General features: G+C 63.0%; 22 protein-coding genes. 9 read left to right on the forward strand and 13 right to left on the reverse strand.

The annotated features are described in order from the left end of the window. Window positions 1-47: 47 nt before the first annotated feature. The 6 genes from odhB to sdhC all read right to left on the reverse strand — a co-directional run bounded on the left by odhB (window position 48) and on the right by sdhC (window position 7,653). The gene (odhB, locus tag B2X67_RS07245; RefSeq protein WP_286785077.1) at window positions 48-1,277 is read right to left on the reverse strand and encodes a 2-oxoglutarate dehydrogenase complex dihydrolipoyllysine-residue succinyltransferase; all 1,230 of its coding nucleotides are present in this window, start codon (window positions 1,275-1,277) and stop codon (window positions 48-50) included. 64 nt (window positions 1,278-1,341) lie between these two features. After that, a complete protein-coding gene (locus B2X67_RS07250; RefSeq protein WP_286785078.1) occupies window positions 1,342-4,173 on the reverse strand; it encodes a 2-oxoglutarate dehydrogenase E1 component in 2,832 nt (943 codons plus the stop codon). Window positions 4,174-4,424: 251 nt separating this feature from the next. Then, complete coding sequence (locus B2X67_RS07255; RefSeq protein ID WP_090229261.1) at window positions 4,425-5,129, reverse strand: succinate dehydrogenase iron-sulfur subunit; 705 nt, start codon at window positions 5,127-5,129, stop codon at window positions 4,425-4,427. Between the two features lie 11 nt (window positions 5,130-5,140). After that, the gene (sdhA, locus tag B2X67_RS07260) at window positions 5,141-6,913 is read right to left on the reverse strand and encodes a succinate dehydrogenase flavoprotein subunit (protein WP_273229195.1); all 1,773 of its coding nucleotides are present in this window, start codon (window positions 6,911-6,913) and stop codon (window positions 5,141-5,143) included. A gap of 3 nt (window positions 6,914-6,916) precedes the next feature. Then, window positions 6,917-7,285: a succinate dehydrogenase, hydrophobic membrane anchor protein gene (sdhD, locus tag B2X67_RS07265; protein WP_286785079.1), complete on the reverse strand. Its 369-nt coding sequence runs from the start codon at window positions 7,283-7,285 to the stop codon at window positions 6,917-6,919. Next, complete coding sequence (gene sdhC / locus B2X67_RS07270) at window positions 7,279-7,653, reverse strand: succinate dehydrogenase, cytochrome b556 subunit (protein WP_273229346.1); 375 nt, start codon at window positions 7,651-7,653, stop codon at window positions 7,279-7,281. The genes sdhD and sdhC overlap by 7 nt, the downstream gene beginning before the upstream one ends. 354 nt (window positions 7,654-8,007) lie before the next feature. On the opposite strand from sdhC, the gene gltA reads away from it, so the two are divergent. After that, complete coding sequence (gltA, locus tag B2X67_RS07275; RefSeq protein WP_273229196.1) at window positions 8,008-9,294, forward strand: citrate synthase; 1,287 nt, start codon at window positions 8,008-8,010, stop codon at window positions 9,292-9,294. Window positions 9,295-9,354: 60 nt separating this feature from the next. Here gltA and B2X67_RS07280 read toward each other — a convergent pair whose 3' ends face one another. Next, a complete protein-coding gene (locus B2X67_RS07280; RefSeq protein WP_273229197.1) occupies window positions 9,355-9,963 on the reverse strand; it encodes an START domain-containing protein in 609 nt (202 codons plus the stop codon). Window positions 9,964-10,021: 58 nt separating this feature from the next. Further along, the gene (locus tag B2X67_RS07285; RefSeq protein WP_273229198.1) at window positions 10,022-10,273 is read right to left on the reverse strand and encodes a YkgJ family cysteine cluster protein; all 252 of its coding nucleotides are present in this window, start codon (window positions 10,271-10,273) and stop codon (window positions 10,022-10,024) included. Window positions 10,274-10,432: 159 nt separating this feature from the next. Between B2X67_RS07285 and B2X67_RS07290 the strand changes: the two genes are divergently transcribed. Then, window positions 10,433-10,774, forward strand: coding sequence for a DMT family protein (locus B2X67_RS07290; protein ID WP_273229199.1), 342 nt, complete (start codon window positions 10,433-10,435; stop codon window positions 10,772-10,774). Between the two features lie 46 nt (window positions 10,775-10,820). Here the strand turns inward: B2X67_RS07290 and B2X67_RS07295 are convergent, their stop codons facing one another. Next, on the reverse strand, window positions 10,821-11,693 hold the full coding sequence (locus tag B2X67_RS07295; protein WP_273229200.1) for an NAD(P)-dependent oxidoreductase: 873 nt from the start codon (window positions 11,691-11,693) through the stop codon (window positions 10,821-10,823). Between the two features lie 97 nt (window positions 11,694-11,790). On the opposite strand from B2X67_RS07295, the gene B2X67_RS07300 reads away from it, so the two are divergent. The 5 genes from B2X67_RS07300 to B2X67_RS07320 all read left to right on the forward strand — a co-directional run bounded on the left by B2X67_RS07300 (window position 11,791) and on the right by B2X67_RS07320 (window position 15,293). Next, entirely contained in the window at window positions 11,791-12,342 is a 552-nt protein-coding gene (locus tag B2X67_RS07300; RefSeq protein ID WP_273229201.1) for an exonuclease domain-containing protein, read from the forward strand. Between the two features lie 61 nt (window positions 12,343-12,403). After that, window positions 12,404-12,685 (forward strand): pyrimidine/purine nucleoside phosphorylase, encoded by a 282-nt coding sequence (locus B2X67_RS07305; RefSeq protein WP_273229202.1) that lies wholly within the window; start codon window positions 12,404-12,406, stop codon window positions 12,683-12,685. A 210-nt stretch (window positions 12,686-12,895) separates the two neighbouring features. Then, window positions 12,896-13,435: a PAS domain-containing protein gene (locus tag B2X67_RS07310; RefSeq protein ID WP_286785080.1), complete on the forward strand. Its 540-nt coding sequence runs from the start codon at window positions 12,896-12,898 to the stop codon at window positions 13,433-13,435. A gap of 500 nt (window positions 13,436-13,935) precedes the next feature. Next, window positions 13,936-14,901, forward strand: a complete 966-nt coding sequence (locus B2X67_RS07315; RefSeq protein ID WP_286785110.1) for a methyl-accepting chemotaxis protein — start codon at window positions 13,936-13,938, stop codon at window positions 14,899-14,901. Window positions 14,902-15,116: 215 nt separating this feature from the next. Further along, on the forward strand, window positions 15,117-15,293 hold the full coding sequence (locus tag B2X67_RS07320; protein WP_286785081.1) for a PA1571 family protein: 177 nt from the start codon (window positions 15,117-15,119) through the stop codon (window positions 15,291-15,293). A 57-nt stretch (window positions 15,294-15,350) separates the two neighbouring features. On the opposite strand, the gene pdxB is transcribed toward B2X67_RS07320, so the two are convergent. Continuing rightward, window positions 15,351-16,493, reverse strand: coding sequence for a 4-phosphoerythronate dehydrogenase PdxB (pdxB, locus tag B2X67_RS07325; protein WP_286785082.1), 1,143 nt, complete (start codon window positions 16,491-16,493; stop codon window positions 15,351-15,353). Between the two features lie 114 nt (window positions 16,494-16,607). Here pdxB and B2X67_RS07330 point away from each other — a divergent pair, with 114 nt between their 5' ends. Next, the gene (locus tag B2X67_RS07330) at window positions 16,608-17,996 is read left to right on the forward strand and encodes an MATE family efflux transporter (protein WP_286785083.1); all 1,389 of its coding nucleotides are present in this window, start codon (window positions 16,608-16,610) and stop codon (window positions 17,994-17,996) included. On the opposite strand, the gene tusA is transcribed toward B2X67_RS07330, so the two are convergent. Together tusA and rlmM are read right to left on the reverse strand one after the other, a co-directional pair. Beyond that, a complete protein-coding gene (tusA, locus tag B2X67_RS07335) occupies window positions 17,993-18,232 on the reverse strand; it encodes a sulfurtransferase TusA (RefSeq protein WP_090229289.1) in 240 nt (79 codons plus the stop codon). The genes B2X67_RS07330 and tusA overlap by 4 nt on opposite strands. A 48-nt stretch (window positions 18,233-18,280) precedes the next feature. Beyond that, window positions 18,281-19,333: a 23S rRNA (cytidine(2498)-2'-O)-methyltransferase RlmM gene (rlmM, locus tag B2X67_RS07340; protein WP_286785084.1), complete on the reverse strand. Its 1,053-nt coding sequence runs from the start codon at window positions 19,331-19,333 to the stop codon at window positions 18,281-18,283. Between the two features lie 256 nt (window positions 19,334-19,589). Here rlmM and acnA point away from each other — a divergent pair, with 256 nt between their 5' ends. Beyond that, window positions 19,590-22,265, forward strand: a complete 2,676-nt coding sequence (gene acnA, locus B2X67_RS07345; RefSeq protein ID WP_286785085.1) for an aconitate hydratase AcnA — start codon at window positions 19,590-19,592, stop codon at window positions 22,263-22,265. Window positions 22,266-22,313: 48 nt separating this feature from the next. Here acnA and B2X67_RS07350 read toward each other — a convergent pair whose 3' ends face one another. Then, window positions 22,314-23,015: an alpha/beta family hydrolase gene (locus B2X67_RS07350; RefSeq protein ID WP_273229209.1), complete on the reverse strand. Its 702-nt coding sequence runs from the start codon at window positions 23,013-23,015 to the stop codon at window positions 22,314-22,316. Window positions 23,016-23,027 lie beyond the last annotated feature (12 nt).

Genomic DNA, 23,027 nt, shown 5'->3' on the forward strand with positions numbered 1-23,027 from the left:
CGCCAGCGGAGCCTGTTAAGGCTCGGCTGGCGGACAGCGGCCGTGGGTTAGATGTCCAGCAGCAGGCGCGCAGGATCTTCCAGCAGGTTCTTGATGGTCACCAGGAAGCTGACCGCTTCCTTGCCGTCGATCAGGCGGTGATCGTAGGACAGCGCCAGGTACATCATCGGACGGATGACGACCTGACCGTTGACGGCCATCGGACGCTGAAGAATGTTGTGCATACCGAGGATCGCGGCCTGCGGCGGGTTGACGATCGGAGTCGACATCATCGAACCGAAGGTGCCGCCGTTGGTGATGGTGAAGGTGCCCCCGGTCATCTCGTCGATCGACAGCTTGCCGTCACGGGCCTTCTTGCCGAAGGTGGCGATGCCGCTCTCGACTTCGGCCAGGTTCATCAGCTCGGCGTTACGCAGCACCGGAACCACCAGACCGCGGTCGCTGGAGACGGCGACGCCGATATCCTGATAGCCGTGGTAGACGATATCTGTGCCATCGATCGAGGCGTTGACCGCCGGGAAGCGCTTCAGCGCCTCGACAGAAGCCTTGACGAAGAACGACATGAAGCCCAGGCGCACGCCGTTGTGGGTCTTCTCGAAGAGGTCCTTGTACTTGGAGCGCAGCGCCATCACTTCGGTCATGTCGACTTCGTTGAAGGTGGTCAGCATGGCCATCGAGGACTGTGCCTCGACCAGGCGCTCGGCGACCTTGGCGCGCAGGCGAGTCATCGGAACACGCTTCTCGACGCGCTCGCCAGCAGCGAAGATCGGCGCCTCGGCGGCCGGAGCCGACGGTTTGGCGGCTGCAGCAGGCGCGCTCTTCTTGGCTTCGATGGCGGCGACGACGTCTTCCTTGGTCACACGGCCGCCCTTGCCGGAGCCTTTGACACTGTTCGGATCGATGCCGTTTTCTTCAGCCAGCTTGCGCGCAGCAGGCGCCAGCATCGGCTCCTCGCCAGCGGCGGCGGCAGGCGCAGCAGTTTGCGCCGGAGCGGCGGCTGGGGCTGCGGCGGCAGGAGCCGGAGCAGCCGCACCAGCACCACCTTCGGTCAGACGGCCGAGCAGTTCACCGCTGAGCACGGTATCGCCTTCGTTCTTGACGATTTCAGCAACCACGCCATCCGCTTCGGCGAGGACTTCCATCACCACCTTGTCGGTTTCGATATCAACGATCAGCTCGTCACGTTTGACGGCGTCACCCGGCTTCTTGTGCCAGGTAGCGACGGTGCCGTCGGCGACCGATTCCGGGAAAGAGGGGGCTTTGATCTCGATAGCCATTATCAGGGTTCCTATTGATTCGGTTTCTTCTGGAGGCGGCTATGGCCGCCTCGGCACGAAGGCGTTAAACGTTGAAAGCGTCCTGGAGAAGCTTCTCCTGCTGTTCAGCGTGCAGGGAAGCGTAGCCACAGGCAGGCGCAGCGGAAGCGTCACGACCGGCATATTCCAGGAACAACTCCGGTTTCTGCGCAACGGCGACCCGACGCATGTGGTGCTGGCTGCAATACCAGGCGCCCTGGTTCATCGGCTCTTCCTGACACCAAACGATGTGCTTGAGGTTGCCGTACTGCGACAGCACTTCCGCCAGATCGTCCTCGGGGAACGGATAAAGCTGCTCGATACGGACGATTGCCGTATCGGTGCGGCCTTCCGCACGACGCTTCTCGAGCAGGTCGTAGTAGACCTTGCCGCTGCAGAGGATCACGCGTTCGACCTTCTGCGCGTCGAGTTGATCGATCTCCGGGATGACGGTCTGGAAGGAACCGTTGGCGAGATCTTCCAGGGTCGAGATGGCCAGCTTGTGGCGCAACAGCGACTTCGGCGTCAGGGCAATCAGAGGCTTGCGCAGCGGACGGATAACCTGGCGACGCAGCATGTGGTAGACCTGCGCCGGAGTGGTCGGTACGCAAACCTGGATGTTGTGCTCGGCACTCAGTTGCAGGTAGCGCTCGAGACGCGCGGAGGAGTGCTCCGGACCCTGCCCTTCATAGCCGTGCGGCAACAGCATGGTCAGCCCGCACAGACGGCCCCACTTGTGCTCGCCACTGGTGATGAACTGGTCGATCACCACCTGCGCGCCGTTGGCGAAATCGCCGAACTGGGCTTCCCAGATCACCAGCGCGCTCGGCGTGGTGGTCGAGTAGCCGTATTCGAACGCCAGGACGGCCTCTTCCGAAAGGAACGAGTCGTACAGGTCGAAACGCGGCTGGTCCTTGACCAGATGCTGCAGCGGGATATAGGTCCCGGCGTCCTTCTGGTTGTGCAGTACCGCGTGACGGTGCGAGAAGGTGCCACGGCCGATGTCCTGGCCGGTCATGCGAACCGGGTGGCCTTCGAACAACAGGGTCGCGTACGCCATGGTTTCGGCGAAGCCCCAGTTGATCGGCAGCCCGCCGGCAGTCATTTTCTGACGGTCTTCGAGGATCTTCGAAACCTGACGCTGGACGACGAACCCTTCCGGTACTTCGAGCAGCTTGTTCGACAGTTCCTGCAGCGTTTTGAGGTCGAAGCGGGTGTCGTGACGCGCGGTCCAGGCATGGCCCAGATACGGACGCCAGTCGACGAACAGTTCCTTGTTCGGCTCCTTGACCAGGCTTTTCACCACGTGCAGGCCGTTATCCAGGGCGGTACGGTACTCGTCGATCTTCTCCTGGACGCGCTCGGCATCAAGCACGCCAGCCTGGGTCAGAGTCTCGGCGTACAACTCGCGCGTAGTGCGCTGCTTGGCGATCTGCTGATACATCAGGGGCTGGGTGCCACTCGGCTCGTCGGCCTCGTTGTGGCCACGACGGCGGTAGCAGACCAGATCGATGACCACGTCACGCTTGAACTGCATGCGATAATCGATCGCCAGTTGGGTGACGAACAGCACCGCTTCCGGATCGTCGCCATTCACGTGCAGGATCGGCGCCTGCACCATCTTCGCCACGTCGGTCGCGTACTCGGTGGAACGCGCGTCCTCCTGACGGCTGATGGTGAAGCCAACCTGGTTGTTGATCACGATGCGAATCGTGCCACCAGTTCTGAAGCCGCGGGTCTGCGACATCTGGAAGGTTTCCATGACCACGCCCTGCCCCGCGACAGCGGCATCACCGTGGATGGTTACCGGAAGCACCTTGTCACCGGAAAGATCGTTGCGACGATCCTGACGGGCACGCACCGAACCCTCGACCACTGGAGAGACGATTTCCAGGTGCGACGGGTTGAACGCCAGTGCGAGATGAACCTCACCGCCGGCGGTCATCACGTTGGACGAGAAGCCCTGGTGATACTTGACGTCGCCGGAGCTCAGGCCCTCGACCTTCTTGCCCTCGAACTCGTCGAACAGGTCGCGCGGGTTCTTGCCGAAGGTATTCACCAGCACGTTCAGGCGGCCACGGTGGGCCATGCCGATGACGATTTCCTTGTTGCCGTAGGAACCCGAGCGCTGAATGATTTCATCCAGCAGCGGAATCAGGCTCTCGCCACCTTCCAGGCCAAAACGCTTGGTACCCGGATACTTGGTACCCAGGTATTTTTCCAGGCCTTCGGCGGCGGTGAGGCGCTCGAGCAGATGGCTACGCACTTCGGCGGAAAACGCCGGGCGGCCGCGCACGCTTTCCAGACGCTGCTGGAACCACTTGCGCTGCTCGGAATCGACGATGTGGGTGAACTCGGCGCCGATGGTGCGGCAGTAGGTCTGCTGCAGGGCCTCCTGGATTTCACGCAGGGTGGCTTCTTCCTTGCCGATGTAGAGCTCACCGGTACGGAAGGTGGTATCCAGATCGGAATCGGTCAAGCCGTAGTGATTGATCGCCAGATCGGCAGGAGTCGCGCGCTGAGCCAAACCCAGCGGGTCGAGCTTGGCAGCCTGGTGGCCACGCATGCGGTAGGCCTGGATCAGACGCAGGACTTCAACCTGCTTCTTCTCATGCTCGCTGCTTACGCTCCCGGCAGATACCGGCTGAGCGCGACGCTGATTCTTGGCGAGCAGAACGAAGTGATCGCGGACCGTAGAGTGCGAGACATCGGTGGCAGCGCTGCCATCGGTCGGCAGCTTCTGGAAATAGGTGCGCCACTCTTCTGGCACAGCGTTGGGATCGTGCAGGTAGAGCTCGTAGAGCTCTTCCACATAGGCAGCGTTACCACCGGAAAGGTGGGCACTGTCCCACATGCGCTGCATTACGCTTTCTTGCATGCTTGGTCACCCTCGGTAAGGGGACACCATCAGCGCGGTCACCGCTCAAGACCGGTCTGGACTACAGCTCAGACAGATCCAAACGGACCTCACAGATAGCCCGGGTACCAGCCCGGATGCCCCTGCTGGTCTTCATATTTTTCGAATAGGGACCACGACTTTTTGGGCTGAGGTCCTGACTAAAATTGCAGTGCCGGCTGAAAACCGGCGCTGCAGGCACAACTGGCGTTGCAGGTATAGCAAATCGTGAATCAGGTCCCGCTTTGCAGAAGCATGTTGCGAACGTGGCCAATTGCCTTGGTCGGGTTGAGACCTTTCGGGCAAACGTTCACGCAGTTCATGATCCCACGGCAGCGGAACACGCTGAACGGATCGTCCATCGCAGCCAGACGCTCTTCGGTCTGGGTATCGCGGCTGTCGGCCAGGAAGCGGTAAGCCTGCAGCAGCGCAGCGGGACCGAGGAACTTGTCCGGGTTCCACCAGAACGAAGGGCAGGACGTCGAGCAGCAAGCGCACAGGATGCACTCGTAAAGGCCATCCAGCTTCTCGCGCTCTTCCGGCGACTGCAGACGCTCGATGGCCGGAGCCGGTGTGTCGTTCTGCAGGTACGGTTTCACCTTTTCGTACTGCTTGTAGAAGATGCTCATGTCGACGACCAGATCACGAATGACCGGCAGCCCCGGCAGCGGACGCACCACCAGGGTGTCGCCTTTCACGACCGCGGACAGCGGGGTGATGCACGCCAGGCCGTTCTTGCCGTTGATGTTCATCCCGTCGGAGCCGCAAACGCCTTCACGGCAGGAGCGGCGATAGGAAAAGGTCACGTCCTGTTCCTTGATCAGCGCCAGAACGTCGAGGACCATGATGTCCTTGCCGTCGGTGTCGACCTGGAACTCCTGCATGTGCGGAGAGGCGTCCTGCTCGGGGTTGTAGCGATACACACTGACTTTCAACATGGCAGCCACCCTTAGTAAGTCCGAACCTTGGGTTCGAATGGCGGAACGGTCTTCGGCGCGAAGTTCACCGCGCGCTTGGTGACACGCTTGTCACCCGGGAAATACAGCGAGTGGCACAGCCAGTTCTGATCGTCACGATCTTCGAAGTCCTCGCGGGCATGAGCACCGCGGGATTCTTTGCGCTCTTCGGCGGCGATGGCGGTAGCTTCAGCCACTTCCAGCAGGTTCTGTAGCTCCAGCGCCTCGATACGCGCGGTGTTGAACGCCTGGCTCTTGTCGGCGATCTTCACGGTGGAGATACGCTCACGCAGGTCGGCCAGCTGGGTAATGCCCTTCTGCATGTACTCGCCGGTGCGGAACACACCGAAGTAGTTCTGCATGCAGTTCTGCAGTTCCTTGCGCAACGGCGCAACGTCTTCACCCGAGGTGCGTTCGTTGAGGCTGTTGAGGCGGGAAAGCGAGGATTCGAGATCGGTTTCGCTGGCGTTGCGATAATCGATGCCTTCCTTGAGCGCTTTCTCCAGGTGCAGACCCGCGGCGCGGCCGAAGACGACCAGGTCGAGCAGCGAGTTGCCACCCAGACGGTTGGCACCGTGCACCGACACGCAAGCGACCTCGCCCACGGCGAACAGACCCGGAATAACCGTATCGACGCCATTGGCGTCCTGAGTGATCGCCTGACCATGAATGTTGGTGGCAACGCCGCCCATCATATAGTGGCAGGTCGGAACGACCGGAACCGGAGCGACGACCGGATCGACATGCGCGAAGGTCTTGGACAGTTCGCAGATACCAGGCAGGCGGCTGTGCAGCACTTCCTCGCCGAGGTGATCGAGCTTGAGCATGACGTGATCGCCATCCGGACCACAGCCGTTGCCGGCAATGATTTCCTTGACCATCGAGCGCGCTACGACGTCGCGACCGGCGAGGTCCTTGGCGTTGGGCGCATAGCGCTCCATGAAGCGCTCGCCGTGCTTGTTGATCAGGTAACCGCCTTCACCGCGGCAACCCTCGGTGACCAGTACACCGGCCCCGGCGATACCGGTTGGGTGGAACTGCCACATCTCGATGTCCTGCACCGGCACGCCAGCACGCAGCGCCATACCCACACCGTCGCCGGTATTGATCAGGGCGTTGGTGGTGGAGGCATAGATACGTCCAGCGCCACCGGTGGCAAGCACGGTGGCCTTCGAGCGGATGTAGGCGGTTTCACCGGTTTCGATGCATATGGCGATCACACCGACGATCACGCCGTCCTGGTTTTTCACCAGGTCCACGGCATACCACTCGTTGAGGAAGGTGGTGTTGTTCTTCAGGTTGGCTTGATACAGCGTGTGGAGCAGCGCGTGACCGGTACGGTCGGCAGCCGCGCAGGTACGAGCAGCCTGGCCGCCCTTGCCGAAGTCCTTGGACTGGCCACCGAACGGGCGCTGATAGATGCGGCCCTGCTCGGTACGGGAGAATGGCAGCCCCATGTGCTCAAGCTCGAACACGGCTTCCGGCCCTACGGAACACATGTACTCGATGGCGTCCTGGTCACCGATGTAGTCGGAGCCCTTGACGGTGTCGTACATGTGCCAGCGCCAATCATCGTTCGGGTCGGCCGAGGCGATGGCACAGGTAATGCCGCCCTGGGCGGAAACGGTGTGCGAGCGAGTCGGAAAAACCTTGGTGACTACTGCTGTCTTGAAACCGGACTGAGCGAGCTGCAGCGCAGCGCGCATGCCGGCACCGCCGCCGCCCACGATAATGGCGTCGAACGAAAGCGTACGAATGTTAGCCATGAATCAGATACCCCAAAGAATCTGCACACCCCAGACGAAGTACGCGAACATGGCAATGCCGCAAACCGCCTGGAACAGGAAACGCACGCTGGTGGCCCATTTGCCGATGGCCATGGCGGTCAGGTAGTCGGTGGAAATCGTCCACATACCAACCCACGCATGAACCCCGAGCGCAACCAGAGCCAGCAGGCTGAAAATGCGCATCCAGTTATGGGAGAACAGACCGTGCCAATCCGCATAGCTCAGATTGGAATGGAAAAGCAGGTAACCAAGCAGAAAAAGAAAATACGCCGCCAGAACAACGGCAGAAACGCGCTGCGCCATCCAGTCATAGAGACCCGAACGCGAAAAGTTCGTAACGTTAGTTACCATATCCACACCCCCGCCAGAACGATGAGCACCACCGAGACGGCGATGACAATCTTCGAGCCCGCCTTGCCGCCTTCCAGTGTCTCACCAACACCGGTATCCATGACCAAGTGGCGCACGCCGGCCACCAGGTGATACAACAAGGCTGACAGCAGGCCCCAAATCACGAACTTAGCCAGCGGACTGGTCAGGTACATCTTCACGTCGGCGAAGCCTTCCTCGGACGAAAGCGACTTGTCGAGCACGAAAAGCATGACGGCAAGGCCTACGAAAAGGATGACACCGGAGATGCGGTGAAGAATGGACGTATAAGCGGTGATAGGGAGTTTTATGGTCCTAAGATCTAGGTTTACAGGTCGTTGGCTATTCACGGCTGTTTTTTTCACGCTGAGGCCCCAACAATCAGGGCAAGTTGTAGGGAAGTGCGCTGGTCAGGTCCCACTACCCAGGGAGTGACAACCCCAGAATACAGGCCTTAAAGCCCTGGCGGTCGGGCATCGAGTATAGACAGTTAGGACACTAATGACAACGCAATCACCTGCCCCAAAGAGCGGATTGCGCTGACCTCACAAAAGGCGTAAATAGCCGATTTTCAAGACCCTTAATCACCCTCAAAGCCGTCTACCGCCTAGCCTCCACGCAAATTGACTTTCGGATTTATCACTCTATAGTGATGCGGGCCCTGCATGGGGCAGGATGATACCAAGCATAAAATAGGAGGCCTCATGGCTGACAAAAAAGCGCAGTTGATCATCGCAGGCTCTGACCCTGTAGAACTGCCCGTTCTGACCGGCACTGTTGGTCCCGATGTAGTTGACGTACGGGGCCTCACCGCCACGGGTCGTTTCACCTTTGATCCTGGCTTTATGTCCACCGCCTCTTGCGAGTCGAAGATCACCTACATCGACGGCGACAAAGGCATCCTTCTTCATCGCGGCTACCCGATCGAGCAGCTCGCCGAGAAGTCCGACTATCTGGAAACCTGCTACCTGCTGCTAAACGGCGAACTGCCGAATGCCGAGCAGAAGGCCCAGTTCGTCGGCACCGTGAAGAACCACACGATGGTTCACGAGCAGTTGAAATCGTTCTTCAACGGTTTCCGTCGTGACGCTCACCCAATGGCGATCATGTGCGGCGTGGTCGGCGCGCTTTCGGCCTTCTATCACGACTCTCTGGACATCAATAATCCCAAGCATCGTGAAATCTCCGCGATCCGTTTGGTTGCCAAGATGCCCACCATCGCCGCCATGGTTTACAAGTACTCCATGGGCCAGCCGATGATGTATCCGCGCAACGATCTGAACTACGCGGAAAACTTCCTGCACATGATGTTCAACACCCCGTGCGAGATCAAACCGATCAGCCCGGTGCTGGCCCGCGCGATGGATCGGATTTTCATCCTCCACGCCGACCACGAACAGAACGCTTCCACCTCCACCGTTCGCCTGGCCGGTTCTTCGGGTGCCAACCCGTTCGCCTGTATCGCTGCCGGTATCGCCGCCCTCTGGGGCCCGGCACACGGCGGCGCCAACGAAGCCGTACTGGCCATGCTGGACGAAATCGGTGACGTATCGAACATCGACAAGTTCATCGCCAAGGCGAAGGACAAGGACGATCCGTTCAAGCTGATGGGCTTCGGCCACCGCGTCTACAAGAACTTCGATCCGCGCGCCAATGTCATGAAGAAGACTTGCGACGAGGTCCTCGCTGAGCTGGGCATCCACGATCCGCAGCTGGAACTGGCGATGAAGCTGGACGAGATCGCGCGCAACGACCCTTACTTCAAGGAGCGCAATCTGTACCCGAACGTCGACTTCTACTCGGGGATCATCCTCAAGGCGATCGGCATTCCGACCAGCATGTTCACGGTGATCTTCGCCCTGGCACGCACCGTGGGCTGGATTTCCCACTGGAAGGAAATGCTTTCCAGCCCGTACAAGATCGGTCGTCCCCGTCAGCTGTATACCGGCTATCCGCAGCGCGACTTCACCGGACTGGACAAGCGCGACTGACATCTGGCGAACACGAAAAAGGCTGCCGAGGCAGCCTTTTTCTTTGCCCGGAAGAAAGGCCTACTTCTTCTCGGCGCGCTCGCGTAGCCCTTTCAGGGTATTGAACGGCGCATCGACCACGAAGCTATTGGCCAGCCACGATGGCACGCTGCCACCCGGCTCGGTCTGTACCTGATAGGTCACTTCCGTCTGGCCCGGGCCTTTGGGCGTCAGCTTCCACAGGCCTTCAACCTTGGCTACGCGTACATAGCCCTTTTCCTCGGGCAGGTAATCGGCCACGCCCTCCAAGGTACGAGTCAGGCTACCGTCGGCTTCCTGTGTAGTCGTGATGTGCAGGATCGAATCACGCGCCGTGACCGGCCACGGAGGCGTGAAGTAGGTGTGGGTCCAGGCCTGGTCGCCCTCCTGCTTGAGCAGCTTCTGCTCCTTGCACTCGAAGATCCACGCGCAGGAACCGCTGACATCCTCCTGCAGCGCACGGATGGTGGCGATGTCCGCCTTGACCGTGGTGACGCCGCGATAAGCCTTGTACTTGGAGCCGGCTACCGGGCTGAGGTAGATACTGATGCCCGCCTCTTCCTTCTCCAGCTTCCAGTCATCGGCATGAACGATCGTAGGCAATACGGCTGTGAATCCGCAGACCAGCGCCAGTTGATGCAAAAGCCTCATTTATTTTTCTCCTTATCAAAGACTCGAGCGACTCGACGGCTCATCCGTCGAGCGCACGCTAAGCGGTCGCCTGCTCCAGCCAGCCGAGCAAGCTGATCGCCTCTTCACGGTTGCTCCCGCAAACCGAGGGTTCGGCCTGGAACTGCGAGCACACGGGCGGCCTACCCGGAGCGCCGAACAGCGCGCACAGGTAGTCGACCGAAAGATGGATGCAACGTTCGCCCGCGGGCTTGCCCTGGGGCATGCCTGGAATGGACGAACTTATCGAAGGGGCGATGCAGCAGGCACCGCAACCGGGACGGCATTGCATGGAGACAGGCGACCTCGTAAAACGGGACCAAGGGTTCTACGGGCGGCGATATTACCTGTACGCCACACGGATGGCAGCCATCCAATTGATGGTGGCAAGACTTGGCGGCGCGACGGGCAGGCAGTAGGCTCAGCGGCCGCACATTCCGGAGCTTCGCCGATGCCGATCTGGTTGCAGACTGCTGCCTTGTTGAGCCTTTCCAACATCTTCATGACCTTCGCCTGGTACGGCCACCTGAAGACGCTGCACAGCAAACCATGGTTTATCGCCGCGCTGATCAGCTGGGGAATCGCGCTGTTCGAGTACATGATCATGGTGCCGGCTAACCGGATCGGTTACACGACGATGTCAGTGGGCCAACTGAAGATCATGCAGGAAGTGATCACGCTGTCGATCTTCGTGCCATTCAGCGTGTTCTACATGCAGCAGCCGCTCAGACTGGACTACCTGTGGGCGGGCCTTTGCCTGCTGGGCGCGGTGTACTTCATCTTCCGCGCCTAGGACTCAGTGACGTCGGCGGACGGCCGGGCGGCCGCCCGCATCGCCATCACTTGGTCGGTTTGAGCCGCGCCAGCAGGCTCGAGGTATCCCAGCGGTTGCCGCCCATGGCTTGGACTTCGCCATAGAACTGGTCGACCAGTGCCGTCATCGGCAGCTGCGCGCCATTGCGACGGGCCTCTTCCAGCAGGATCGAAAGGTCCTTGCGCATCCAGTCGACGGCGAAACCGAAGTCGAACTCGCCGGACAGCATGGTCTTGTGGCGGTTTTCCATCTGCCAGGACTGCGCGGCCCCCTTGCCGATCACCTCCATCACCGCCAGGCCGTCCAACCCGGCCTGCTGCGAGAAGTGCACGGCTTCCGCCAGCCCCTGTACGACACCCGCGATGCAGATCTGGTTGACCATCTTGGTCAGCTGGCCGCTACCCACCTCGCCCATCAGTCGCGACATCCTTGCGTAGCTCTGGATCACCGGCTCGGCGCGCGCGTAGGTCTCTGCCGCGCCACCGACCATTACCGTCAGTACGCCGTTGACCGCGCCCGCCTGACCGCCGGAAACCGGCGCATCGAGAAAGCCCAGGCCGCGCTCGTTGGCGGCGGCTGCCAGTTCACGCGCGACCGTTGCCGACGCGGTGGTGTGGTCTACCAGCACGCTGCCCGCGGCCATTCCGGCGAAGGCCCCCTCGTCACCGAGGACCACGCCGCGCAGATCATCATCGTTACCGACGCACACCATCACCAGCTCAGCGCCTTCCGCCGCTTCACGGGGGGTGGCGCCGCTGCTGCCGCCATGTTCGGCAACCCACTGTTCTGCCTTGGCCGCCGTGCGGTTGTACACACGCACCTCGTGCCCCTTGCTTGCCAGATGCCCGGCCATGGGATAACCCATGACGCCCAGGCCGATAAAAGCAACTTTCGCCATGACACACCTCTGGATTTGCGGTGTCGAAGCCTAGCACGGCACCCCTGCCGTTCTGAACGCCCGATGAGCACGCCCACCCGATCACTGGAGAAAGCCTATGGGACATTGGCTGGTACTCGACCTGGAAGCCACCACGGAAGAAGGTGGCTGGCCGGTCGAAGAAATGGAAATCATCGAAATCGGCGCCTGCCTGGTGGACGCGAAGGGACGTGAAATCGACCACTTCCAGCGCTTCGTGCGTCCGCTCCGCCGCCCATTGCTGACCACGTTCTGCCGCGAACTTACCCAGGTCACGCAAAACGACATAGATGCCGCGCGTCCACTGAGCCAGGTCTGGCCCGCCTTCGAGCGCTGGCTGGAGCCGCACCACCCACGACTGCAGGGTTGGGCGAGCTGGGGCGATTACGATCGCCAGCAGCTGCACCTGGAGTGGCAACGTCAGCGACTGGGCAGTCATCTCTCCAGCCTTGCCCATACCGATCTCAAGCGCCACTTCGCCAAGGTCCGCCAACTGAAACGTCCGGTAGGCCTGCATGCCGCGCTGGCGCTCGCCGGCATGAGCTTCCAGGGCCAACAGCATCGGGCCCTCGACGACGCCCGCAATACCGCGCGCCTGCTGCCGCTGGCGTTCGACGGCCGAACGGGATGACGCACCGCAGCGGCTTGGGCATACTGGCCGCCCAATTTGAATCCCCCTTCGAGGAGCCCGCATGTTCAAGGTAAACGAGTACTTCGACGGTACCGTAAAATCCCTTTCCTTCGAGCTGAACCAGGCCCCGGCCACCGTCGGCGTCATGGCGCCCGGCGAGTACGAGTTCGGCACCAGCCAACTTGAAGTCATGCACGTGATCGCCGGTGCGCTGACAGTCAAACTGCCAGGCAGCGATGCCTGGGAAACCTTCGACGCCGGCGCCCGCTTCACCGTACCGGCGAACAGCAAGTTCCAGCTCAAGGTGTCCGTGGACACCGCGTACCTCTGCGAATACCACTGACCCGCCCTCGACCCCGTAACCGGCGGGGTCGCCTCCCTCCCCGCGTCACCGCGCTCATCGAATCCTGAAACGCCGCCCTGTGGCTCCGCGCTTAAAAAACAGCTCTATCCCCTATCCCTGAGCCCGTCTCTACGATGCCGAATTGATCCCGAGCATTAGGCGGCGTATTGGGGTGCGGCAAAATACAGCACTCACCAGGGGAGTGCGCGGATGAAGAACAGCATCAAGCCGACGGGAAAAGAAGTCCGTTTCAATGATCGGGAGATGATCATCTCCAAGAGCGATCTCAGCGGGCGAGTGACGTACGCCAACCGCTGCTTCATGCGTGTCGCCAACTATTCCGAGACCCAGGTGCTCGGTCAGCAGCACAGCCTTATCCGCCACCCGGACATGCCGCGCGGCGTGTTTAGGCTGCTCTGGGACACCCTGCAGCAGAACCGCGAGTTCTTCGGCCTGGTGAAGAACATGAACTCGGACGGCGACTTCTACTGGGTTTTCGCCAACATCACCCCGGATCGCGACCTCAAGGGCAACATCACCGGCTACTACTCCGTCAGGCGCCCGGCGCCGGCCTCGGCGGTGCGCATCATTGAGCCGGTGTACCGCCGGATGCTGGAGATCGAACGCAGCGAACCGAAGAACGAGGCGCCCCTCGCCTCCCTTGCCTATCTGATGGAGCTGCCGGCGCAAGAAGGCCTCAGCTACGACCAGTTCATCCTCAACCTCTACCAGCAAGGGGAACGGCAATGAGCCAGGCCATGCGCAGTCAGACCAGCCGACACAGCCCCTTCCTCAATCAGAAATTCATCATCTGCTGCACGGTCTTCGTCACGCTCAACCTGCTGCTGGCCGGCTGGCAGATGCTGACCCTGGGTTTCAGCTGGCCGCAGGTCCTGGTGCCCTGCATCTCGATCGCCTTCAGCCTGTACGCCGTCGCCCACAGCAAGCGGCCGATAGCGACGCTCAACCAGATGGCGCGGGTAATCCTCTCCTGCCGCGAGGGCGATCTGCACCAGCGCATCACCCACACCGCCGGCCTCGGCGAGATCGGCAAGGTCGCCTGGGAGCTCAACGAGTTCCTCGATCTGGTGGAAACCTACTTCAAGGAAATCAACACCTGCTTCGGCATGGTCGCCGAGCGCAAATTCTATCGCCGCGCCCTGTCGGCCGGGCTTCCCGGCGAGTTCGCCACCTCGCTCAGCCATATCAACCAGGCAATCACAGCGATGGAGGAAAACACCCGCTACGTGATGCGCAACCGGTTGTCCTCCAGCCTGCATGCGCTGAACACGTCCAACCTGCTGACCAACCTGCGCGGCAACCAGAACGACCTGAACGTCGTCGCCGCGGAGATCGAATCGGTTGCGGCGATCGCGGAGCGCAACCGTGACAACGCCCATGACAGCCGCCAGGAAGTCGATCAGCTCAACGACTCGCTGGCCCACATCAACGACCGCATGCAATCGATGGCGGAGTCCGCCGATGCGCTGGGCAACGCCAGCGGCAGCATCGGGCAGGCGCTGCGGATCATCGCGGAGATCGCCGAGCAGACCAACCTGCTGGCCCTCAACGCGGCGATCGAAGCGGCCCGCGCGGGCGACATCGGCCGCGGCTTCGCCGTGGTCGCCGACGAGGTGCGCGCCCTGGCACACCGCACCAAGCAGGCCACGGGCGAGATTTCCGGAATCATCGGCGGGTTCCGCGAGCGCGTGGGAGTGATGGTCGAACAGACGCGGAGCACCGGCCAGCAGAGCGCTCAGGTCAGCGCACAGGTGGACGCCTTCCGCGGTCGCTTCAGCGAATTCGCCAGCAGCTCGCAATCCACCATCGAGCAGCTCAGCCGCGCCAAGGACCTTTCCTTCGCCTCGCTGGTGAAGATGGACCACATCATGTTCATGCAGAACGCCTACGCGCGCGTCGAAGGCACCGACGGCCAGCACGGCATCGATGAGGGCAGCCCGCAGGACTGGTATCGCAACGGCACCGGCCAGGCCCTGTTCGGCCAGACCAGGGCCTATCGCGATCTGGAGCGCCCGCAGTCGGACCTGCATCAGGCCGTGGCCAGGGCCATGGACCTGTCCGCTCAGGACTGGGAGAGCGACGAGCAGGTGCATGATGGCATCGTCAGTGCCTTCAACAACGCCGAAGGCGCCAGCCGTGAGGTGATCCGGCAAATCGGCAACATGGTCGACGAAAAGCACCGTGCTCAGGCGTGAGTGCCGGCCTGGCGCGGCGACCACAGGTCGAGAACCTCCGGTGCGCGCTTCATTTCGCGAACTCTGCGCCGACAAGCAAGGTCAACCACGAGAGCCGGGCGGACGCGGTTGCGGACAGGCCGGCCTTCGTTTTCTGGCGCCTCGACAGGTGCCCAATGTCACGGTGCGTTCATCTGGGTTGCCTAGACTGCGCGCGAACCGATGAGGAGACAGCGATGAATCAACCCCATGACGACAATGAACCCCGCGTGGTCCATGTCGACCCGCAACAGCCGGTCAGCGGCGCCATCATCGATGCGCACGGCCAGGAAGTACCGATCACCGAGAAGATGATCCAGCACGCCTGCGAAGAGCTGGATGACGAATGGTTCTTGGCGCCCGCGAAGAACTGAGCCTCCGCACGCGATGAAAAAGCCCGGCACGAGCCGGGCTTTTTCATTGATGCCGGATCAATCCAGCGTGCAACCCAAGGCCCGAACCCAGCGCGCCAGCTCGTCGGCCTCCCCGCCCAGGGTAACCCGCAGGCCATCGATCTCGCGGCGCAGCGGGTAATGCTTGCGCAGCGCATCGAAGGCGCCACGACGCAACGAGGGATCCCCGTGCAGGCTGCGGCGGAAATCCGCGTCGTCCCGCCGAGGGTCGTACACGGCGCGACAAAGCGTAGCCAGTGCCCATTCGGGATCGGCGTCGGCCTGCAACGCGAGTTGCGTCAGCCAGGGCGTGGGTAGCAGGGCATCCAGGCTCACTTCGGCGGCAACACCCAGCCACTCGCAAAAGGCGCCATGGATCTGCGCCGTGCCACGCAGCTTACCGTCCAGGCTGTAGCCGGCGATGTGCGGCGTAGCGAGGCGGCACAGCGCCGCCAGCTGCGGGTCGGCCAGCGGCTCGCCTTCCCAGACGTCGAGCACCGCATCGAGATCCGCTCGCCGCCGCAGGATGTCGCTCAATGCAGCGTTGTCGACCACCGCGCCCCGCGCCGCGTTGATCAGCCACGTCCCCGACCTGAGCGCCGCAAGCTGCTCGCGCCCCATCAAATGATGGGTTGGCCAGGCGCCCTCGCGGGTCAGCGGCGTGTGGAGGCTGATCGCATCGCACTCGCGCAGGATGGTCGGCAGGTCGACGTAATCGCCGCCTTCCAGCGCCTGCCTGGGCGGATCGCACACCAGCACGCGCCATCCCAGCCCGCGCAGCACGTCGAGCAGGCGCCCACCGACTTGGCCGGCACCGACCACCCCGTAGCAACGCTCGCGCAGCGAGACGCCGTGGTGCTCCGCCAGGGCGAGCAGGCTGCCGAGCACGTAGTCCACCACGCCGCGTGCGTTGCACCCCGGCGCACTGGCCCAGGCGATGCCGGCTTCATTGAAGTAGTCGAGATCGAGATGGTCGGTGCCGATGGTGCAGGTGCCGACGAAACGCACGGCGCTACCCTGCAACAACTCGCGGTTGACGTCGGTCACCGAGCGCACCAGCAGAACCTCGCTGTCGCCCAGCGCCGCGCGATCGATGCCGCGGCCGGGCTGACGGCGAATAGGGCCGAAGGCGCCGAAGAAGGCATCGACCAGGGGAATGTTTTCGTCGGCGAGGATTTGCATGCACGGGCTCCAGTTCGAGGCGGCCATTCTAAGCCATGCGACGACATCCGGGTTTTCCGCCCCTTCGTCGCTGCGTACACTACGCGGCCTTTTCCGCACCCGCTCAGGATCACCATGTCGTTGAAATCCCGCTGGGGCCGGGTGCGCCAGGAGCTTGGCGCGCTGTTCCGCCTCGCCACGCCGATCATCATCGCCCAGTTCACCCATACCGCCATGGGCTTCACCGATGCGCTGATGGCCGGACGGGTGAGCCCACGCGACCTCGCCGCGGTGGCGCTGGGCAACTCGATCTGGGTGCCGCTGTACCTGTTCATGACCGGCGTGATCCTGGCGACCACGCCCAAGGTGGCCCAGCGTTTCGGTGCAGGCCAGCCGCAGGAGATCGGCCCGCTGGTACGCCAGGCGTTGTGGCTCGCGCTGTTCCTCGGATGCAGCGCCGCCACGCTTCTATGGCATGCGGACGTGGTCCTGCGCAGCATGCGGGTCGAGACCAGCCTGATGGAGCCCAGCATGGGCTACCTGCGCGCCATGGCATTCGGTTTTCCGGCTGTGGCGATGTACCAGGCGCTGCGCTGCTTCAGCGACGGTATCGGCTATTCCCGGCCGAGCATGTTCCTCGGCATCTTCGGGCTGCTGATCAACATCCCGGCAACCTATGTGTTCGTCTTCGGCAAGCTGGGCCTGCCGGCGATGGGCGGCGTGGGCTGCGGCTGGGGCACGGCGCTGGTGATGAACTGCATGCTGCTCGGCCTGCTGGGCTGGATCAAGCTGGCGCCGCGCTATCGCCCCAGCCAGCTGTTCGCCCACTTCGAGCCCCCGTCGTGGCCGCCGATACGGGGGCTGCTGACGATCGGCCTGCCCATCGGCATCGCGATCTTCGCCGAGTCGAGCATCTTCGCCGTGATCGCGCTGCTGATCGGCGGGCTGGGTGCGACGGTGATGGCCGGCCACCAGATCGCGCTCAATTTCTCTTCGATGATCTTCATGCTGCCGCTGTCGCTGGGGATCGCCGTCACCGTCCGGGTCGGCCAGGCGCTGGGCCGCGGCGAGCCCCGCGAGGCGCGCTTCTGCGCCGGTGTCGGGATGTTCTCGGCGCTCTGCTATGCCTGTTGCTCGGCGACGCTGGTGATGCTGCTCAGCGAGCACATCGCACATATCTACACCGAGGATTTGGCGGTGATCGCGGTGGCCGGCAGCCTGCTGTTCTACGTCGCGCTGTTCCAGTTCTCCGACGCCATCCAGGTCACCGCCGCCGGCGCGCTGCGCGGCTACCAGGACACCCGTGCGACGATGATCTTCACGCTGCTGGCCTACTGGGGCGTCGGGCTGCCGGTGGGTTACGCGCTCGGCCTGACCGACTGGCTGGGCGAGCCGTCCGGGCCACGCGGGCTCTGGCAGGGCCTGGTGGTCGGCCTGAGTTGTGCGGCGGTATTGCTGGCCACACGCCTGGCACGCAGCTCTCGCAAGAGGATCCACAAGGCGGCGCGACGCGCGAGGGCCTAGTCGGCCTTCTTGCGTATCCAGTAGAGGTAGGTGCCGCCCTCCTCCTGCTGTTCGACCAGATCGTGGCCGAGAAAGACGCAGAACTTGGGGATGTCGCGCCGCGTCGACGGATCGGTGGCGATCACCTTCAGCAGCCCGCCAGCGGGCAGGTCACGCACCTGGTTGTGCAGCATCATCACCGGCTCGGGGCAGTTGAGACCGGTGGCGTCCAGAACGGCATCGTGTTGCAGAGACATCGAGGTACTCCAGATAGGCTGGCGGTCATTGTCGCCGATGCGCCGTGCTCAGGACAGGCGGCGCAGATGGCAGGTCACTTCCTCGCGGTCGTGATAGAGCTGTTTGCAGGCGATCGAGACCTTGATCCGCCGGGCGGCGAAAGCCTCTTCCAGGCGTAGCAGCAGGCGCTTGACCTCGGCGTAGCGCTGCTTCATCGGCAGTTTGAGGTTGACCACCGCCTCGCGGCACAAGCCCTCGCCGATCCAGGTTTCCAGTAGCGCCGCATTGCGTGCCGGCTTCTCGACGATGTCGCAGACCATCCAGTCGACCGGCCGCTTGGGTTTCCAGGTGAAGCCGTCGACCATCAGGTGCTGGACCAGCCCGGTATCCATCAAACTCTGCGCCATCGGACCGTTGTCGATGGCGGTCACCAGCATGCCGCGACGCACCAGTTGGTAGGTCCAGCCACCGGGCGCGGCACCGAGGTCGACGCCGGTCATGTCGTCCGCCAGCCGCTCATCCCACTGCTCGCGCGGAATGAAGGTGTGCCAGGCCTCCTCCAGCTTCAGTGTCGAGCGACTCGGCGCCTCGCGGGGGAACTTCAGCCGCGGGATGCCCATCGGCCAGAGCGCGCTGTTGCCAGCGTCGGCGATCCCGAGAAACACCTCCCGTCCGCTCCGGAACGTCAGCAGCAGGCGCGGCTTGCTCGCATCCTCGACCAGCCGACCGGCCTGCAGCAGCGCCTTGCGCAGCGGTGCCTCGAACTTCCTGCAGAAAGTCGACAGCTCCTTGCCTTCGTTGGTATCGAACACTTCCAGCCACAGGCTGCCGCACACCGGGTAGCCTTGCAGTTTCTCGAGCAGCACCTCGATACGCTTGGCCTCGGGCAGTTGCAGGTACTCACCGCGCGCCCACTGGCGAGGAAAGATCAGCTCGGAAAACGCCAGCTTGTGCATCAGCCTGGCGTTGCCGCCGGCCTCGCTGCAAACGAACTCGGCATAGGCGCTGTTCGGTTTCGCCTTCGAATAGCCCGCCATCTGCAGACGCGCCGCATGTTCGGCGATCTCGGCGCAGACTTCGTTCTCGAAACCGGGGCGGCAATGCAGCAACAGGGTATCCACGTGACACTCTCCAGAAGCGGGCAACCGCGTGATGCGGCCCCCGGGCGGGGCGCGCATGATAGCCGACGCGGGAACCGGGGGCGTATCGGTCTGTCCAGTGAATGGCGGCGCGAGTAAAGCCGGCCCGCCTTCCACAGTCGGCCGCACGCGGCATCGACAGGCCAGTATTCGCCGCACCCGCTACCGTACTCAAGGCGCCGGCTCGATCCGGCACCACCGCAACGCCCTCGACCATGGGCCGCAAGGAGATACGCAAATGCCCTCCCTGGATAGCCTCAACTGCCGCCGCAGCCTCGATGTGGGCGGCCGTACCTACCATTACTTCAGCCTCCCGGAGGCAGCCAAGCGTCTCGGCGACATCAGCCGCCTGCCGGCGTCGCTCAAGGTCCTGCTGGAAAACCTGCTGCGCTGGGAAGACAACCAGACCGTACGTGGCGAAGACCTCCACGCCCTGGTCGACTGGCTGAAGACACGCAGCTCCGACCGCGAAATCCAGTACCGCCCGGCGCGCGTGCTGATGCAGGATTTCACCGGTGTGCCGGGCGTGGTCGACCTTGCGGCGATGCGCGACGCGGTGTCCAAGGCCGGCGCCGACCCGCAGAAGATCAACCCGCTGTCGCCGGTCGATCTGGTGATCGACCACTCGGTGATGGTCGACCGTTTCGGCGACGACCAGGCCTTCGGCGACAACGTAAAGATCGAGATGCAGCGCAACGGCGAGCGCTATGCCTTCCTGCGCTGGGGACAGCAGGCCTTCGACAATTTCCGCGTGGTGCCGCCGGGTACCGGCATTTGCCATCAGGTCAATCTGGAATACCTGGCCCAGGTGGTCTGGACCCGCGAGGAGAACGGCGACACCTACGCGTACCCGGACACCCTAGTGGGCACCGACTCGCACACCACCATGGTCAATGGCCTGGGCGTGCTGGGCTGGGGCGTAGGCGGGATCGAGGCCGAAGCGGCCATGTTGGGACAGCCGGTGTCGATGCTGATCCCGGAAGTCGTCGGCTTCCGCCTGGTCGGTAAGATGCGCGAGGGCGTTACCGCCACCGACCTGGTGCTCACAGTCACGCAGATGCTGCGCAAGCAGGGCGTGGTCGGCAAATTCGTCGAGTTCTACGGTCCCGGCCTGGACAGCCTGCCCCTCGCCGATCGCGCCACCATCGGCAACATGGCGCCCGAATACGGCGCCACCTGCGGCTTCTTCCCCGTGGACCAGGTCACCATCGACTACCTGCGCCTCTCGGGCCGCGACGAGCAACGCATCGCGCTGGTGGAGGCGTACAGCAAGGCACAGGGCCTGTGGCGCGATGCGAACAGCCCTGAGCCTGTGTTCACCGCCAGCCTGGAGCTCGAACTGGACAGCGTGCGGCCGTCCCTGGCCGGACCGAAACGTCCGCAGGATCGCGTCGACCTGCCGGACATCGGTGCCAGCTTCGATCTGCTGCTGGAAACAAGCGGCCGCCTGCAGCAAGCCGATATCGCCGTGCCCGTGCAGGGCGAGTCATTCAGCCTCAGGCATGGCGCCGTAGTGATCGCCGCGATCACGTCCTGTACCAATACCTCCAACCCCAGCGTGCTGATGGCTGCCGGCCTGGTGGCGAAGAAGGCCGTCGAGCTTGGCCTGCGTTGCCAGCCGTGGGTGAAGACCTCGCTCGCTCCTGGCTCCAAGGTGGTGACCGACTACCTGGCGAACGCCGGGCTCACCCGATACCTGGACGAACTCGGCTTCAACCTGGTCGGCTATGGGTGCACCACCTGCATCGGCAACTCGGGGCCGCTACCCGAGGCGATTGGCGAAGCCATCGTCGACAACGACCTGATCGTCTCGTCGGTGCTTTCGGGCAACCGCAACTTCGAGGGTCGCGTTCACCCCATGGTGAAAGCGAACTGGCTGGCCTCGCCGCCGCTGGTGGTTGCGTTCGCACTCGCCGGCACCACGCGGATCGACATGGGCAAGGACCCGTTGGGCGTGAACGGCGAAGGCAAGCCGATCTACCTGAAGGACGTTTGGCCCAGCAATGCTGAAGTGGCGGCAGCCGTCAGCGCGGTGGATGGCGCCATGTTCCGCAAGCAATACGCCGACGTGTTCAGCGGCGACGCGAACTGGCAGGCGATCGAAACCAGCGCCGGCGACACCTACGAGTGGGACTCCAGCTCGAGCTACGTGCAGAACCCGCCGTTCTTCGAGGGCATCGGCCAGCCGCCGAAAGCCCCCGAGGACATCGCCGGAGCGCGAATACTGGCGTTGTTCGGGGACTCGATCACCACCGACCACATCTCGCCCGCGGGGAACATCAAGGCCAGCTCGCCGGCCGGACTCTACCTGCAGGGCCTTGGCGTGGCGCCGGAGAACTTCAATTCCTACGGCGCCCGACGCGGCAACCACGAGGTGATGATGCGCGGCACCTTCGCCAATATCCGCATCCGCAACGAAATGCTCGGCGGCGAGGAAGGCGGCAACACGCTGTTCCAGCCCGAAGGCAGCAAGATGTCGATCTATGACGCAGCCATGCGCTACCAGGCCCAGGGCACGCCCCTGGTGGTCCTGGCGGGCAAGGAATACGGTACGGGCTCGAGCCGTGACTGGGCGGCGAAAGGCACCACCCTGTTGGGGATCAAGGCCGTGATCGCCGAAAGCTTCGAACGCATCCACCGCTCCAACCTCATCGGCATGGGCGTGCTCGCGTTGCAGTTCGTCAACGGCCAGACCCGCACGAGCCTGGGGCTGACCGGTTCGGAGGTGTTGTCCATCAACGGCCTGTCGGCCGACATCAAGCCGCATCAGATGCTGTCCGTGGGAGTTACCCGAAGCGATGGCACCTCGTTCGAGTTCGACGTGCTGTGCCGCATCGATACGCTCAACGAGGTGAAGTACTTCAAGGCCGGCGGAATCCTGCACTACGTTCTGCGCGAGCTGATCGCCAAGTAGGGCCCAACGCCCGCCGGCAGCATCGAGTGGCCGGCGGTTGGGCAGCCGTCAATCAGCGGTTGTCGCAGCGACGCGCTCCAGAAAAGCGGCAACTGCGACAGCCGTCCTCTCCAGATAGTCAGCGTGGGTGAACCCCGACACCTTCATTGGCTTGAGATCGTGATCACCGGACTCCAGCCAGAGCACCTCGACACCCGGCGCCAACGCATAGCCTTCGACCTCCGCCACCGCGCCCATGCGATCGCGCGTCCCCTGCACGATCAGGGCCGGCGTTCGAAGCTCCTCCAGATGCGCAACACGCGGTTTGTCCTGCTTGCCTGGCGCATGGAATGGATAGCCCAGACAGATCAGCGCGTCCGCGCCCAGCTCGTCCGCCAGCATGCTCGCCATGCGTCCCCCCATGGACTTGCCACCTATTGCCAACACACCTGTGACCTGGCGTCGCACACTGGCATAGACCTGGCGCCACGAATCAAGCAGCTGTGCCTGTGGATTGGGGGGACGCCTGATCCCGTCCTGGCGTCGTGCAGCCATGTACGGAAACTCGAACCGCACAACCGCCACACCCCGCACCGCTAAGTGCTGCGCCATCGACTCCATGAACGGGCTGTCCATCGGCGCTCCCGCCCCATGGGCGAGCAGCAACGTCGCATGCGACGAGGCGCTCGGAAGCGTCCAAATCCAAGGCTCAGAAGCACCGTCCTGAAGACGTTGATCCGTATCAATACCCCTCCCGCCCCCTTTCACCATCCTTGCCCCGCT

Source organism: Pseudomonas sp. UBA3153, from assembly GCF_002364635.1.
GTDB classification, from domain to species: Bacteria; Pseudomonadota; Gammaproteobacteria; order Pseudomonadales; family Pseudomonadaceae; genus Pseudomonas_O; species Pseudomonas_O kuykendallii.